Here is a 15003-nt window from a genome sequence, read left to right as displayed (position 1 = left end):
CCGGTTCGGCGAGGGCACACCCCCATCGGTGGACTCCGGCGCGGCGATTGCGCTGTGCCGTAGTGCGGCGTTCAAGGCCGGGCGCGGGCGATGATCACCGGACAGTCGGTGGCGTGCAGCACCGCCTGACTGACCGAGCCGAGAGTCATGCCGACGAAACCGCCGTGCCCGTGACTACCGACCACGAGGAGCTGAGCCCGCGCGCAGGTGCTGAGCAGCAATCGCGCGGGACGATCCTCGGCGACGACCCGGCGCACCGGGACCTCGGGATACCGAGCGCGCAACGGCGCCAACGTCTCCGAGAGCCGGGCCTCGGCCTCGGCCGCCAGTTCGGCCCGCGAGAGATACCGGTAGAACTCCGACCAGGCCAGCACCGCGACCAGTTCGGCGCCGCGTCGTGCTGCCTGGTCGAAGGCGATGTCGAGGGCGCGGACACTGGTGGGGGAGCAGTCGGTGCCGACCACCACGGGGCCATCGGTGCGTTCGGGTGATTCGGTGATGATCGCGACCGGGCAGTGGGCGTGCCGGGCCAGCGACGTGCTCACCGAACCGAGCAGGCCGCGCCGCAATGCCCCGAGACCGCGGCTACCGACGACCAGCAACCTGGCCGAGGTCGAACGATCGCGCAGCAGTGGGACCGGCGCCGCTTCCCGCACGAACGTCTCGATCTCGATATCGCCGATCGGGGCGGCCGCAGCACGCGCGGCGGCACCGGCGTCGGTGAGTGCGTCCTGCCCGGCTTTGCGATAGGTTTCGGCGTCGATCGGTGCGTATCCGAGGGTGGGGCCCACATCGATCGGCACCCCGATCGCGTACACGATGTGCAGCGGGCAGCCGTGCCTGGCGGCGTCGGCGGCCGCCCACCGCACCGCGCCCATGGCCGAAGAAGATCCATCGGCCCCGACGACGACCGGCGCGCCCGTGGCGGTCATGACGTGGCCGTCAGCGCGCGGTCCGGTCGACCGAGAAGAACTCGGCGACCTGCCGCCGCGGGGTGGGCGGCTGTTCCGGCCCGTCGGGTGCGGCGCCGACACGCACCACCACCTGCGGCACACAGGGCCGGGGAATCAGCCCGGCGATGATGCGCCTGCTCGACGGCAGCTCGGTGATGTGGGTCAACGAACAGGTAGCCAGCCCGGCCGCGGTGAATTCCAGCAACGCCGCCGAGAGCGCTTCACCGGTGCGCAGCCAGTGCAGCGGTGTGTCGTCGGCGGAACTGAGCACCGCCAGCTCGGCGCGATCGTCGAGATCACCGCGGCGCAGTGAGCGCGGCCCGGCCGGGAAATCCCGTCCGACACCGACCTGGGACAGCTCCGCGTTCGAGGCCAGCGCGGTGGCGGGTATGCCCTCCAGATTGGCGGTATTACCGGCCCACCAATGCAATTCGTTCTGATAGTGCGGATCGTGGCGACGCAGCGCCGAGGATTGTTCCGAGGCGGCGGCCAGCCGCGGACGTACCGAACTCTCGAGCAGATCGAATTCGATCTCATAGGCCGAGAGCAGCGTGCGCACGGCCGCGCTGTAGTGGTCCCAGCGCGGTGGTGCGAGCATCGGCAGCCGGTCGGTATGGCGCCGATCGATCGCGCGGGCGAGCGCGAGCAGCCGATTCGGTGGGTCCGGCCACGGCCGGAATTCGAGTACGGCCAGATGATCACGGTGGGCGGGATCGGGTAGCCGGGTGATGTCGGTATGCCAGCCGCGGGCCGCGAATGCGGTACTCACATGGTGCAGCATCGCTCCGCAGCTGATCACCAGCTGTCTGGCCTGCGGATCGGCCGAATGCAACCGGCGCTCGCCGTCACCGTAGAGATGCAGCCTGGTTCCGTCGAACACCCAACGCCAGGGCTGGGTGTTGTGCACCGACGGCGCCCGGCAGGCCAGCCGCAGCGCGGCCAGTACCGTCGGATGCTCGGGGACCCGAACTTCGTCGATGTTGGTCATATCTGCGAGTGTGCCCCTCCCGCAGGCGGCTGACCAGGGTCGTCGGTCGCATGTCCGATGACCGTGTGGCCCTGTGCCGGGCGTCCGTCACAGGACGGGACTGATCCCGGTGATCAGGGTGCGCCCGCCGACCTCGGCGGTCGTGACGAGCTGAGCGTTGTAGGTGGTCGGCGCGGCCTGCGGGCGGTGCTCGGTGATGACGACGGTGTACTGGCCGACGAACGCGCCCGGACTGATGGTGAGGCAGTGGGTGGTTCCGACGGGCACGGAATCGATGCCGCGCTGGATATCGGGCGCAGACGGGACCGCCGCGCCGGGAGCAACGACGGTGCGCGCCTGCTCACCGGATCGGGCGACGTAGAAGGCGTGCTGGAACGCGAAGATGGCGGCGGGCCCGGAATCGTCACCACCGGCCGCATTGCCCTGAATCCGGTTGCCCACCCGCTCCGCCGCACACGCGGCGGGGACGGCGGCAGGCGCGGGGACGGTGATATCGGTCCGCGGCTGTGCGGACGCGGAATCCGAACCCGAGCCACCGAACTGGACATGGGCGGCCACCAGCAGCGCACCACCGCCGAGCAGGGCGAGCACCGGCGCGATCCACCGCCGTCGACCACGTGGCTCGATCGGCTCACGGCGGCCGACCCGGCGCGGTGTGTCCGCGCCCGGAGGTGCGGGCCGACCGGGCGCGATCTTGGTGGGAGCGGGCAGCGACGACATCCATTCCGCCCACTCGCCCACATAATCCGCGGTCGATCCGCTACCGCTGTCCTCGGCCGGTTCCTCGCCGCGCGCAGTATCCCGTCGATCCATAACGCCCCCACCTTCGTCAGGTTCTTCCGTCAGGTTCCCCCTATTTGTACTGGACCGACGGTCGAATGGACGCTCACGACACCCCGCCCGGCCGGGTCAGCAGACCGACCGGGGGTGTGGCGCGGTGATCACCAGAACACGTTGACCGGGTCGCCGATGCCGACGTTCTCGTAGTACCAGGCCGCGTCGCCGGGGGCGAGATTGATGCAGCCGTGGCTGACGTTGGCATAGCCCTGTGAATCGACCGACCACGGCGCCGAATGCACGAACACACCGCCCCAGGTGAGCCGCACACCGTATTCACCGTCGATCAGATATCCCTCGGGGGAATCCAACGGGATGCCGATGGTGCGCGAATCGAAGACGATATGCCGGAACTTCTCCAGCACCGGGAAGGTGCCGGTCGGTGTCTCCCAGCCGGGCTTACCCATCGAGGCCGGCATCTGCCGGACCACCTGACCGCCGATGCTGACGGTGAAGGTGTGCGCCGACATGTTCGCATCGGCGACGACCCCGGCATTGGTGACGAACTCGGTGCGAGCCTCGCCGATGCGCACGCCGATGGTGGTGTCGGCGGGCAGATATCCGGTCGGCGTCCAGATCAGTTGTCTGGCGCCGGTCCAGGAGAAGGTGCCGGTCAAGGGCTGATCGGCCGTGATCACCACCGATTCCTCGGCGGTCGCCCGATCCGCGACATCGGCCGCGAATCGGATGGTCACCGGATGGGCGATACCGACCATCCGGCCATCGGAGGGCGTGATGGAAGCGACCGCACCGACACCCGCGCCCGGCGGGGATCGGTCGATCGACATGGTGTGCGCCGCGCCCGACCCGACCATGAACAATGCCATGATCGCGGTCGCCAGAAACAGGTGCCGAACTACGCTCCGCATGGCTCCACCCCTTCGAGACGGTGTGGTGGGCAGATGACCATTCTAGGCGCGCATGATCAACTACGGCGCAGAGCGTTGTCTGCTCGTTACGTGACCGAATGCGGCTACTCGGTCACCAACTGCCAATCGTCGGGCAGTCCGTGCACATGGATTTCCGATCCCTCGGCGTGCAGGGTGACCGTCGCGGGTCCGAGGCGCATATCCGTCAGGGCGAGCTTGCCCCATCGACGGGGTAGTCGCGGGGTGACGGTGAGCCGCCGGTTCGGGACACACGGCGCGAGCCCGAGGAACGAGCGCACCAGCAGCAGCGGCGCCGCACTGGCCCACGCCTGCGGCGAACAGGAGGTCGGATACGGAATCGGGGAGCGGAACTCGCTGCGGCCGAACCCGCAGAACAACTCGGGCAGCCGCCCACCGAATTCGGCGGCGGCATCGAGCAGACCGGTGGTGAGCCGTTCGGCCAGCTCACTGGCGCCGGGAATGTGGCGGTAGCGCTGGAGCCCGGCCACCGCGATGGCGGTGTCATGCGGCCACACCGAACCGTTGTGATAGCTCATCGGGTTGTAGGCGCCCATGGTGGCCGCCAGCGTGCGCAACCCGAAACCGGAATCCATCGAGGCGTCGGCGAGCTTATCGATCAATTCGGCGGCGCGTTCATCGGCGACGATGCCCGACCACAGACATTGGGCGGCATTGCTGGTCAGGGCGTCGACCTGATGTTTGTGCCCGTCCAGCGCGATCGCGTACCACCCGTTCTTGGCGACCCAGAACGCCTCGTCGAATCTGGTCTTGAGGTCCTCGGCCTGGCCGCGCAGCCGCACCGCGGTCTCGGTGTCGCCGAAATGGTCGGCCAGCTCGGCCCTGGCCAGCCGGGCCGCGTACGCATAGCCCTGCACCTCGCTCAGCGCGATGGACGGTTCGGCGAGGTGACCGCTGGCATCGTTGATCGCGTCGAAACTGTCCTTCCAGCCCTGATTGGTGAGCCCGCGGTCGGTTTTGCGGCGGTACTCGACGAAACCGTCACCGTCGGCGTCGCCGTATTCGTCGATCCAGGCGAGCGCGGCGTCGGCGGCGGGCAGCAGCTCGCGGATCACCGACTCCTCCGCGCCCCAGCGCCAGCATTCGGCCAGCAGCATCACGAACAGCGGGGTCGCGTCGATCGAGCCGTAATACACCTCGCCGCCGAGCACCTGCCCGCCCGCGGGGCCGTGCCGCATCTCGTGCATGATCCGGCCCGGCTCCTCCTCGGTGATCGGCTCGACCTTGGTGCCCTGGAGTTTGGCCAGCTGCCGCAGGGTGCCGACAGCCAGCGCGGAATCCAGTGGCAGCGCCATCCACGAGGTGAGCAGGCTGTCGCGGCCGAACAGGGTCATGAACCAGGGCGCACCAGCGGCCACGTAGGCGGGCGAGCCATCACCACGGCCGTCGATCCGCAAGGCGCCCAGATCGCTTTCGGTGCGTTGCAACACCTGAGTGAGCCGGGCATCGCTGGCGGTGAGGTCGGTCGCGGTGGCCCGCCAGGCCTTGAGCCTGCTGATCGGACTGTCCTCATCGTCACCGAAGGCCATCTGCACCCGCCGATGCGCCACCACCGGCTGGGCCAGGATCTCGGTCTTCCACTGACCGTGTGCGGGCACCACCACCTGCCAGGTGACCGTCCCCGGCAGCATCACCGGATCGCCGGTGGCGCTGATGGTGAGGCCGCGGCCGGGATCGGTGTGGTCGATCAGATGCAGTTCACCGTCGACGGATTGGGCCTCGGCGCTGCCGAGATGTTTACGGCCCTCCTTGACCGCGAACAGATCGGCGAAATCGGCGTCGGCGAACAGGGTCACGGTGATCGCGGTGTCCTCGTGACCGAGGTTCTGCACGATGATCGCTTCTTTGAGCCCCTGCCCGATCATCCGCTTGCGCACCACCAGCACGGTGCTGTCGGCGATGCCCTGACGCGGCTGCTTGCGCATGATGAAGCGCGCCTTGAACGCCTCGGGGGTGAGGACCGTGAGTTGTTCGGCCGCTTGGCCGTCCAACCGCAGCTCCCACCGCGAGATCACCCTGGCATCGCGATAGAACAGGCCCTGCGAGGTACCCGAATGGATATCGCCGAGTTGATCGGAGAGGCAGAACGTGCTCGCCTCGACGAGGGTGATGGTCCCCCCGCCGCCGTTGACGGCGGCGGGCTGACCGGAATTGAGGACCCTGGGGGGCTCACTCATGCTCGACTCCAAGCCGGTGTCGTGCCGTTGTCCGCGCGCAGGCCGAGCAGGCCGCTGCGGCGGAGCTCGACGGTGGTCAATTCATCTGCCGGGCGGTGGGATTCGTCCCACGCTTCGAGTATGCGGTAATAGGCCGCCTCATAGCCCGCACCCAGCTGATCGACACCGAAAAGTTCTTCGACCCGCCTGCGGCACGCATACGGATCGAGTTCACCGGCACGTGCGATGGCGGCGGGCAACTCGGCCGGATCGTCGCAGATGATGCCGGTGACGCCGTCGACGACGACCTCCTCCACCGCGCCGCCGCGCAACGCCACCACCGGGGTGCCGCAGGCCATGGCCTCGATCATCACGATGCCGAAGGGCTCTTCCCAGCGAATCGGGAACAGCAGGCAGCGCGCCGAGGCGAGCAGTTGCCGTTTGGCGACCGCGTCGGCCTCACCGAAGACATGATCGCGTTCGGTCAGCAGGGGTTCGATCTCCTGCGCGAAATACGCCTTCTCCGGCGGCTCATTGCATTTACCGGCCAGGATCAACGGTATTCCGGCCTCGTGGGCGGCGTGCAACGCCAGATGCGGCCCCTTATAGGAGGCGTAGCGGCCCAGGAACAGCGCGTAATCCTTCTTCTCCACCTGGAAGGGCCATTCGCTGGGACGCAATGCGTTGTGCACCCGGGCGATCCAGTTGAACGTCGGCGCCAGCGCGCGCTGGCGATCACTGATCGCGACCAAGCGGGTGTGTTCGTCGAGCGCGCCGTAGTAATCGCACATATCGCCGTCCACCGGGCCGTGCACGGTGACTGCGGTCGGTATGCCGAGCGCCTCGTAGGCGGGCGCGTTGAGCGGCCCGGCGAAGGTGTGGTCGTGGATGATGTCGATCGGCCTGCTGCGGGCCAGACCCTCGATGATGCGGCGGACCTTGAGCGCGTTGACCACCTCGGGGAACGGATCGCCGAGCCGGTCGGCCTGGATGCGATCCCAGACCGGGACGAATTCGGCTGCGGTGCCCGGCTTTCCGGCGCCGAGCAGGGTGACCTGGTGGCCGCGCGCGACGAGCGTGTCGGCGAGTTCGGCGACCACGGCCTCCACCCCGCCGTACCCGGCGGGCGGGACATCGAAGTACGGGGGAGCGACGAGAACGATGCTCAGCGGCCGGTGGCGGGAAGCGCCGTTGCGCGCGTCGCTGCCGGGTTTTCGGCCGAGCAGGTCGGCATCGGAATCGGTGTCCTCGTGGGTGAATATGGTGCTCAACGCAATCCTCCTCAGCGGTGGCCGTGGCACGCGCGTGGCGTACCCGTCGGCCGATGGGTGGAGCTGATCACGAACCATTCGGTGTCATCAGGGCAACGAATGTCCTCGGCGCCGACGATGTCCGGCGCGATAGGGCAGCAGCGCACTGCTGCACGGACGACTCAGCGGTGTCCGACGCGGCATCGTGGATGTGCGCTACACGGCGCCTGCCCCCGCCCGATCCAGGGCGAGCGTGAACGCCGCACGGCCGGTGGCCGTCGCGTTCAGCGTGTACCTGGCCCGTCGGAGAACCAGGCAATCGGGTGAGCAGTAGCGGTGGATGTCATGGGCGCGGCGTGCCTGACCGACGGTCAGCTCGCCGGGATCGGCCGAGCAGTCCGCGATATTGGAAACGACCTGGCGCACCGTGATGACGTCGATCCTGGTCGCCTGTTCCGCCGCGCGGTCCAGTGCGTCAGGTGCGAGCGCCGGTAGCGCCGTGATGTACCCGATCCTCACCGTTACCTCCTGCATGTCGAGCTCGAGCTATCAGTTCCGGCGACCGTATGGCCGCCGATCACGCTGGTGACTCGTGGTGACGCAAAAGCAGGTGAAGCATGAAAATGGTTCGTGAAGTGATGTGTATCACGAAACCGCCGCCCAGTGTACGCGCACTCAGTTACCTACTCGGCAGTTCGCCCGTCGAAGCCGGATTCTGGCGCGACCGGGTGCTGGAATACGGCATCTACTGGCACTTGTGGTGCGGGGCCCCGAGTTTCATGCGGCCCGAACTCGAGGCGCTACCGGATCGTAATGGCGGTTTTAAGCCGTGCTGGCTATGTGTCGGCTATCTATTCGGTGGGTGGTCCGAACGCGAGAAGGCCCGGCCGCCATGGGCGACCGGGCCGGTGCGGGGGCGCTCAGCCGCGCACGGCGTGCAGCACGTCGGCGTGCAGGGCGTCGGCGCGGGCGGTGATCGTCTCGATCCGGCCGAGCGTCACGGCGAACGGAGCGGCCTCGGTGGGCGGCAGGGAACCGACGTTGATCTCGATATTGAGCCGCGAACTCGTCGCCGCCGCGCGGGCGGCATCGGCGGCCGCGCCGATATCGGTCACGACATTGGGATTGCCGATCGGCAGCAGTTCCGCGGCCAGCGACAGGACCTCGTCGGCCTCGTCGACCACAGCGGCCGGTACACGGGCCGCCTCCAGCAGCGCCGCAGTGATCGCGGCGGCGCGGGCTTCGGTCTCCTCCGCGGTGGTCTTGGCCAGCTTGTAGGCCGCACCCACCGCGGTGAAGGCGGCGGCGTCGGCATCGGCGAGGGCGAGTGCCCGCAACCTGGCCGCGTCGGCGGCCTCGATGATCCGATCCACCACCGGCCGGTGCTCGGCGTCCTTGGCCCTGGTGGTGTAGCGGGCGACCATCGCGACCAGTGCCGCGCCCTGGGCGGCGTGCAGCGCGGCCACCGCGCCACCTCCCGGTGCGGGCACCTTGGCCGCCAGATCGGCCAGATATCCGGCGACGGTGGCGTCGGCGAAGCTCGGCGCGAGATCCGGATGCGAGGTGGTCGGCTGCGACACGGCGGTGTGGCCTTTCGTTCTGAGGCGAGAGCGGGGCGTCCTCACGCTACCGCGATCCGGGTGTGGCCGGTCGCGGGTGGTCACTCGGCCGTGGCTATGTTGAGTGCTATGCGGATCGGATTGAGCATCAATTATTCGGGGGGCTTCAAGGAGGTGGCGGCCGAGGTCGCCGATCTCGAGCGGGCGGGCCTCGACATCGTGTTCGTCCCCGAGGCGTACTCGTTCGACGCGGTGAGCGCCCTCGGGTACCTGGCCGCCAAGACCGAGCGCATCCAGCTCGCCTCGGGGATCTTGCAGCTCTACACCCGCACCCCGAGCCTGACCGCGATGACCGCCGCCGGTCTCGACTTCGTCTCCGATGGCCGGTTCGTCCTCGGACTCGGCGCGTCCGGCCCGCAGGTGATCGAGGGCTTCCACGGTGTGCCCTACGACGCGCCCATCGGCCGCACCAGGGAACTGGTGGAGATCTGCCGCAAGGTGTGGCGCCGCGAACGCCTCGAATACGACGGCAAGTACTACCAGATCCCGCTGCCCGCCGAGCGTGGCACCGGTCTGGGTAAACCGCTGAAGCTGATCAACCATCCGGTGCGCGAACGCATTCCGGTGCTGCTGGCCGCGCTCGGCCCGAAGAACGTGCAGCTGGCGGCGGAGATCGCCGAGGGCTGGCAGCCGATCTTCTTCCTGCCCGAACAGGCCGAGAAGGTGTGGGGCGAGGCGCTGGCCGCCGGTCGGGCGCACCGCGATCCGGCACTCGGCGACCTCGACGTCTACGCGGGTCCGGCGCTGGCCATCGGCGAGAATGTCACGCCGCTACTGGAATTCGTGAAACCGCATCTGGCCCTCTACATCGGCGGTATGGGCGCCAAGGGCAAGAACTTCTATCACACCCTTGCCACCAAGTACGGCTACGGCGCCGAGGCCGACCGTATCCAGGAGCTGTACCTCGCCGGGAAGAAGGAAGAGGCCGCCAAGGTCGTCCCGGACGAGCTGGTGCGCGATATCTCGCTGGTCGGTCCGGCGAGCTTCGTGAAAGAACGCGTCGCCGCCTTCGCCGAGGCCGGTGTCACGGTGCTCAATGTGGTCCCGATGGCCGCGACGCCCGCCGAACGCGTCGGTCTGATCGAGCAGCTGCGCGAACTCTGCGACTGAGATAGCGCCGGAGTCGCCCACCCGGACGGTCCGGCACCGCAACAGACGGGCCCCGCATCACCGCCTCGGTGGTGTGGGGCCCGTCTGTCGGTGGTCTAGTTGCCGCGCAGCCCGGCCAGGGCCGCCTCCAGCGTGGTGTGCAGGGCGAAGACCTGGTCGAGGCTGGTCATCTTGAGCTGACGGCTGGTGGCGGGGCCATCGGCCACCACGGCGATCGCGGTGGTCTCACCCGCCCGCTGATGTGCCGCGACGAGGGCCGCCATACCCGCCGACGCCAGGAAGGTGACCGCGGTCAGATCGATGATCAGACCCGCGGGCTCGTTGCCGAGGGCGGCGTCGATCGCGTTCTCCAGGGCGGGTGCCGTGGCCAGGTCGACCTCCCCGGTCACCGTGAGCACGGTCGCCCCGTCGCGGGTGGCGACGGTGGTCGTCATCGTGTCGGTGAGGGGGTACGCGTCTCCGGAAGTGTTTGTCACATCATCACAATCTGCCATGTTCCGGGCGATCCTGCCGAATCTGTCACCCGGATACCTGTTTGTTCGTACCGCGCAGCGGGTTGGCCACGGGGAAAGCGATCGCCGGTAGGGTCACCGACATTCGCACCCGCGTGCCGGGGCCGCTGTGGTCGATGTCGAGCTCTTCGGTGAGCGCGCGCATCATATCCAGTCCACGGCCACGGTACCCGCGATCGGCCGACTGTGGTTTCCAGTCGCCGGAGTCCGCGACTCGTATCGCCACCGTCTCGGTATCGCATTCGGCGCTCAGTTCGACCCGGCCCGGTTCGCTGTCGCGGTAGGCGTGCTCGATGCTGTTACTGCACGCCTCGTTCGCCGCGGCGACCAGATCCGCGGCCAGATCGTGCGGTACGGCCGCCGCGGTCAGCCACTCCATCAGGGTGCGCCGCAGGGTGGAGAGCTGATCGGCGCGGGCGGGCACGGTGAGCCGCAGCGGCGCCGGTGGCTGCCGGTAGACGACCATGGCGACGTCGTCGTCGTAGCCACCGGCCGGACGCAGCCGCGACAGCACCGCGTCGGCGACCTCACGCGGCAGCCGCGCATGGGTCTCGGCCAGCACGTGCGCGATCTGGTCGAAGCCGTCGAAGATGTCGACACCGCGCTGTTCGACCAGCCCGTCGGTGAACAACACCAGCGTCGATCCGGGCGGCAGCGGTGTGGTCGCCTCCGGGCGGCGCGGCATATCGAAGGTCGCCAGCGGTACCGCCCGGCCACCTTCCAGCATCCGGCCGGTCACGCCGACATCGGCGAGGATGGGCGGCATATGGCCCGCGTTGCTGTAGCGGACCAGGCCACGGATCGGATCGAGCACCGCGGCGCAGACGGTGGTGCACATGGCGCCGGGAATCCGGGCGGCGACGGTATCGAGTTCGGCCAGCAATTGCGCCGGACCGGCGCCACGCAACAGCAGCGCCCGCGCCGCGGTGCGCAGCTGGCCCATCACCACCGCCGCCGACAGACCACGCCCGACGCAGTCGCCGACGACCACACCGATCGTCCCGTCGTTCAACGGCACCACGTCGTACCAGTCGCCGCCGATCTCCAACGGTGGCAGCGCGGGCTCGTAGTGCACCGAGAACCGTGGCGGCAGCTCGATCGGGCCGAGCATGGCGCGTTGCAGGGTGAGTGAGGTGGCGCGGGCCTGGTCGAAGTTGCGTGCCCGCTGCACGGCAAGGCTGAGATGGCCGATGAGCAGTGAGAACAGCGTCCAATCGGCCGCGTCGACGACCCGCGGGGCGGCGAAGCGCAGCCACAGGGCCGCGTCGGCGGTCTCGCCGAGCGGCGCGACGATCCCTTCGGCGCGGTCGGCGCCCTCCGGCACCGCGATCAGGCTGCGGCCGGGCCGCAGCCTGGCCCGTTCCAGCAGCTCCCGCGTCTCGGGCGCGAGTACCTGCGCCGTTCGCGGTTCCTCGACGATCTCGGATTCCGCATCCACCGGCGCACCGGAGACATAGACCTCGGGCGTGCCCTGCCGGGTGGCCCAGACCGCCACCACCGCGGTTTCCGCGTCGACGGTGCGTCGCAGTTCGTCGAGCCCGACCTCGAGCACCTCGGCCACACTGATCGCCGAGGCGACGGCATTGGCGAGCCGGGAGGCGGCCTGATCGCGGGCCTGGGCATCGTGTTCGGCGGTGACGTCGCGGATGGTGCCGACGAAGATCCGTTCGTTGCCCTCGGGTTTGACCAGCGTGCTCGTACTCACCGCGAGCCAGCGGTCGCGGCCGTCGCGATGCCGGATCTGGGTGACGAAGCGCAGCGCGGCGGTGCCGAGATCGGGGTAGCGCGGGCCCTCCGGGATCGACCACGGATGCGGCAGCGCATAGGGCACATCGGTAGCGCCGTAGCCGGTCAATTCGCCGAATGCGGAGTTGATCTCGATGATGGTGCCGCGTGCGTCGGCCACGAAGAACCCGTCCTGTAACGACTCCACCAGCGCGGTGCGGAACTCGTCGCGGCCCGCGAGATCGTCGGCGCGGGTGCGTTGCTGTTCGTAGCGGCGGGTGCCGTCGAGATAGCCGCGGGTGGCGACGTCGAGGGTGATGAGGGTCTGCAACAGGAACTCCAGCGCCGACTCCTCCAGCGCAGTCGTGCCCGGCCCGCCGGATTCGGCCTGCACCTGTGTGACGACCCGGTAGTGGTTCTCGGTGAGGTCGAGCAGACTGATGCCCTCGACCAGGGCTCGTCTGCCCAGCTCATGGCCTTCGGCCAGGCCGTCGTGCGCGGGGGAGCGCAGATGGCGCCGCAATGCGGCGGCGTAATCGTCGAGAAAGGCGGACAGGACCGTGCTCATCGTCGGCACCCACCGCTCATGAGATTCCGTTCGTCCCGCGCACCCTGGCCGCGAGCACCAGGGCGTCGTCGGTGTCTTTGGCGTGATGATCCAGCAGCGTCGCGGTGATGTCGGCGGCCGGTTTGGACAGATCGATATCCGCACCGGAATCGATGACCACACCATCGGTGGACATCAGCAGTAGATCACCGGGGCGTACCGCCACCGTCTGCGGTTGCAGATGTGCCGGTAGCCGATAGCCGACGATCCCGCCGGTCTGGAGCACCGTCGCGCTGATCGACGGTCCTGTGGGACCGGCGGTGAGCAATTGGGAATCGACATTGCCGACCCCGAGCCATTGCACCGACTCCGCGCCGAACAGTGCCAGCGAGACCGCGGCGCCCCGCGTATCGGCCATCGCCCGGTGACACAGCACCATCAGCACGTCCAACGGTTCGGCGCGATTGTCGGCCAGTACCCGTGCGGCCCGGTCGACCGCCGTCGCGGCGGCTTCACCGTGGCCGAGGCCGTCGAGGACGGCGAACAGCGCGGTCCCGGAACCGGTGTCGAGCACTGCGCAGCGATCGCCGGAGATCTGCTGTCCGGGCAGGGCACGACCGGCAACGGCCCATTCGATCCGGCCGATGTACCCGTCATCATGCACCGTTGGGTACCCACTTCCACATCTCCACCAACGTGCCGCGATCGGGGCCGGAATCGACCGTGAGTCTGTCCATGAGCCGCTTGGCCCCTGGTAATCCGAGGCCGAGGCCGAGCCCGGTCGAATAGCCGTCTTCCATGGCACGGGCGATATCGCGGATACCCGGCCCCTTGTCGCTGGCTTGCACCACCAGCGCCTGACGGCCTTCACGTTCGTCGACGAGTAATCGGATCTCGCCGCTGCCCGCATAGCTGGTGATATTGCGGGCCACCTCGGAGATGGCGGTGGAGATCATGGTGCGGTCGGTGAGGGAGAAGCCGAGTTGTTCGGCCAGTTCACGTCCGGCCTGACGCGCGGTGACGATGTCGTTCGACATTTTCACCGCGATGACTCTGTCCTCAGCGGCCACGGTCACGACCATCTCGCCGCCGGGCAGGGACATTGCTGTTCAACCAGGCCAGGCCCTCTTCCAGGTCGAGGGCGGTGTGCATGTCCTCGAAGGTGAGGCCGAGCTGGACCATGGCGAACGCGACTTCGGGTTGCAGTCCGACGATGACGGTCTGGGCGCCACGCAGCTGCGTCATATGCGCGATGGTCCGCAACGATCTCGCGGCGAACGAGTCCATCACGTCGATGGCCGTCACGTCGACGATGATGCCATGCGCCCGGTACTTGCTGACCTGTGTCATCAGGTCGTCCTGGAGACGTTCGGTATCGGCATCGGTCAGCGCGGACTGCACCGACGCGATGAGATATGTGCCCTGTTTGAGGATGGGAACCGGCATGAGCTGCTGATCAGCGCCCGCTGCGTTCGGAGACGCGCGAGATCTCGTAGCCGAGTAACCGCTCGGCCTCCTCGATACCGCCTTGCAGGTCACCGACCGCGTTCATCTTGGACAGATCGAGTCCGATGGTGACCAGGGTGAGCGCGATATCCGAGGACAGGCCGGTGATGATCACATTGGCGCCCATCAGCCCGGAGGCGTCGACGGTCTGCACCAGGTGGTTGGCGACCGTCTGGTCGATCTCCGGCACACCAGTGATGTCGATGACCACCACCTTGGCGCGGTTGGCGCGGATCGCGCGCAGCAGCTGCTCGGTGAGCTGGCGGGCGCGCTGGCTGTCGAGCACGCCGATGATCGGCAGGATGAGCAGCTGCTCGCGCACCTGCAACACCGGCGTCGACAGCTCGCGGATGGCCTCCTGCTGTTGGCGGATGACGCGCTCGCGCTCCTGGACGAACGACACGCCCACGGTGTTGGCGATGCGGTTGGCCGCGGGTTCGTAGGCGTCGAGGACGTCGTTGAGCAGTTCGAAGTTCGACTGGTACTTCTCGAACAGCGAGCGGGCGAGCACGTCACGCAGCAGCAGCACGATGCCGAGGATCTCGTCGGTTTCGACGCCTCTCGGGATGATGCGCTCGGACAGATCGCGCGCGTAGGCCTGGAGCGCTTCGACGCTACCGGTCTCGAGCACCTCGACGTAGTTGTCGAAGATCGAGGTGGCCTCGGAGAAGATCTCCTCCGGCGTCATCGCGGTGAGCAGGCGGGCGTCGGTGATGCGGCGCGCCCATTCTTCCCGCAGCACGGTGCGGTTCTGGCGCAGGTGCTCGACCAGCTGCGGAAGCAGATTGTCGACCGGTCCTGCGGCCAGTGAGTCCGCCGAAAGGCTCATGGACACCTCGGACATGGAAACTCGTGCCCCTTTCGACGGGTACGACTGGTCTGACCCACGGGT

The 15003-nt window shown here is 68.3% G+C and carries 15 protein-coding genes; 1 reads left to right on the top strand and 14 read right to left on the bottom strand.

All coding sequences use genetic code 11. The features are described from left to right. Window positions 1-71 precede the first annotated feature (71 nt). From QH168_RS24310 to QH168_RS24275, 8 genes are all read right to left on the bottom strand, one after another. Window positions 72-932 carry a universal stress protein gene (locus QH168_RS24310; protein ID WP_280467972.1) on the bottom strand — a complete coding sequence of 287 codons (861 nt, stop codon included), beginning with the start codon at window positions 930-932 and terminating at the stop codon, window positions 72-74. Window positions 933-942: 10 nt separating this feature from the next. Further along, a complete protein-coding gene (locus QH168_RS24305; protein ID WP_280467969.1) occupies window positions 943-1941 on the bottom strand; it encodes an Acg family FMN-binding oxidoreductase in 999 nt (332 codons plus the stop codon). A gap of 87 nt (window positions 1942-2028) precedes the next feature. Continuing rightward, window positions 2029-2754: a hypothetical protein gene (locus tag QH168_RS24300; RefSeq protein WP_280467967.1), complete on the bottom strand. Its 726-nt coding sequence runs from the start codon at window positions 2752-2754 to the stop codon at window positions 2029-2031. A gap of 128 nt (window positions 2755-2882) precedes the next feature. Then, window positions 2883-3647, bottom strand: coding sequence for a L,D-transpeptidase (locus QH168_RS24295; protein WP_280467965.1), 765 nt, complete (start codon window positions 3645-3647; stop codon window positions 2883-2885). A gap of 104 nt (window positions 3648-3751) precedes the next feature. Beyond that, window positions 3752-5863 carry an amylo-alpha-1,6-glucosidase gene (locus QH168_RS24290; RefSeq protein ID WP_280467963.1) on the bottom strand — a complete coding sequence of 704 codons (2112 nt, stop codon included), beginning with the start codon at window positions 5861-5863 and terminating at the stop codon, window positions 3752-3754. Further along, window positions 5860-7068 carry a glycosyltransferase family 4 protein gene (locus tag QH168_RS24285; RefSeq protein WP_280468315.1) on the bottom strand — a complete coding sequence of 403 codons (1209 nt, stop codon included), beginning with the start codon at window positions 7066-7068 and terminating at the stop codon, window positions 5860-5862. Before QH168_RS24285 ends, QH168_RS24290 begins: the two co-directional genes overlap by 4 nt. Window positions 7069-7308: 240 nt before the next feature. Continuing rightward, window positions 7309-7611 (bottom strand): hypothetical protein, encoded by a 303-nt coding sequence (locus QH168_RS24280; protein WP_280467961.1) that lies wholly within the window; start codon window positions 7609-7611, stop codon window positions 7309-7311. A 401-nt stretch (window positions 7612-8012) separates the two neighbouring features. After that, window positions 8013-8672 (bottom strand): cyclodeaminase/cyclohydrolase family protein, encoded by a 660-nt coding sequence (locus QH168_RS24275; RefSeq protein WP_280467959.1) that lies wholly within the window; start codon window positions 8670-8672, stop codon window positions 8013-8015. A 108-nt stretch (window positions 8673-8780) separates the two neighbouring features. Here QH168_RS24275 and QH168_RS24270 point away from each other — a divergent pair, with 108 nt between their 5' ends. Then, on the top strand, window positions 8781-9821 hold the full coding sequence (locus QH168_RS24270) for an LLM class F420-dependent oxidoreductase (protein ID WP_280467957.1): 1041 nt from the start codon (window positions 8781-8783) through the stop codon (window positions 9819-9821). A gap of 95 nt (window positions 9822-9916) precedes the next feature. Here QH168_RS24270 and QH168_RS24265 read toward each other — a convergent pair whose 3' ends face one another. From QH168_RS24265 to QH168_RS24240, 6 genes are all read right to left on the bottom strand, one after another. Continuing rightward, a complete protein-coding gene (locus tag QH168_RS24265; protein ID WP_280468314.1) occupies window positions 9917-10255 on the bottom strand; it encodes an STAS domain-containing protein in 339 nt (112 codons plus the stop codon). A gap of 85 nt (window positions 10256-10340) precedes the next feature. Next, window positions 10341-12626, bottom strand: coding sequence for a SpoIIE family protein phosphatase (locus QH168_RS24260; RefSeq protein ID WP_280467955.1), 2286 nt, complete (start codon window positions 12624-12626; stop codon window positions 10341-10343). 16 nt (window positions 12627-12642) lie between these two features. Continuing rightward, complete coding sequence (locus tag QH168_RS24255) at window positions 12643-13269, bottom strand: SpoIIE family protein phosphatase (RefSeq protein ID WP_280467953.1); 627 nt, start codon at window positions 13267-13269, stop codon at window positions 12643-12645. Continuing rightward, entirely contained in the window at window positions 13262-13642 is a 381-nt protein-coding gene (locus tag QH168_RS24250) for an ATP-binding protein (RefSeq protein WP_175583227.1), read from the bottom strand. Before QH168_RS24250 ends, QH168_RS24255 begins: the two co-directional genes overlap by 8 nt. A gap of 22 nt (window positions 13643-13664) precedes the next feature. Further along, window positions 13665-14051: an STAS domain-containing protein gene (locus QH168_RS24245; RefSeq protein WP_163823856.1), complete on the bottom strand. Its 387-nt coding sequence runs from the start codon at window positions 14049-14051 to the stop codon at window positions 13665-13667. Between the two features lie 10 nt (window positions 14052-14061). Further along, a complete protein-coding gene (locus QH168_RS24240; protein ID WP_138458732.1) occupies window positions 14062-14955 on the bottom strand; it encodes an STAS domain-containing protein in 894 nt (297 codons plus the stop codon). Window positions 14956-15003 lie beyond the last annotated feature (48 nt).

The sequence above is a fragment of the Nocardia cyriacigeorgica genome, assembly GCF_029868385.1.
In the GTDB taxonomy this organism is placed as follows: Bacteria; Actinomycetota; Actinomycetes; order Mycobacteriales; family Mycobacteriaceae; genus Nocardia; species Nocardia cyriacigeorgica_F.
Note: the sequence above shows the minus strand (reverse complement) of the source record. Positions and strands in the feature narration are given on the sequence as shown.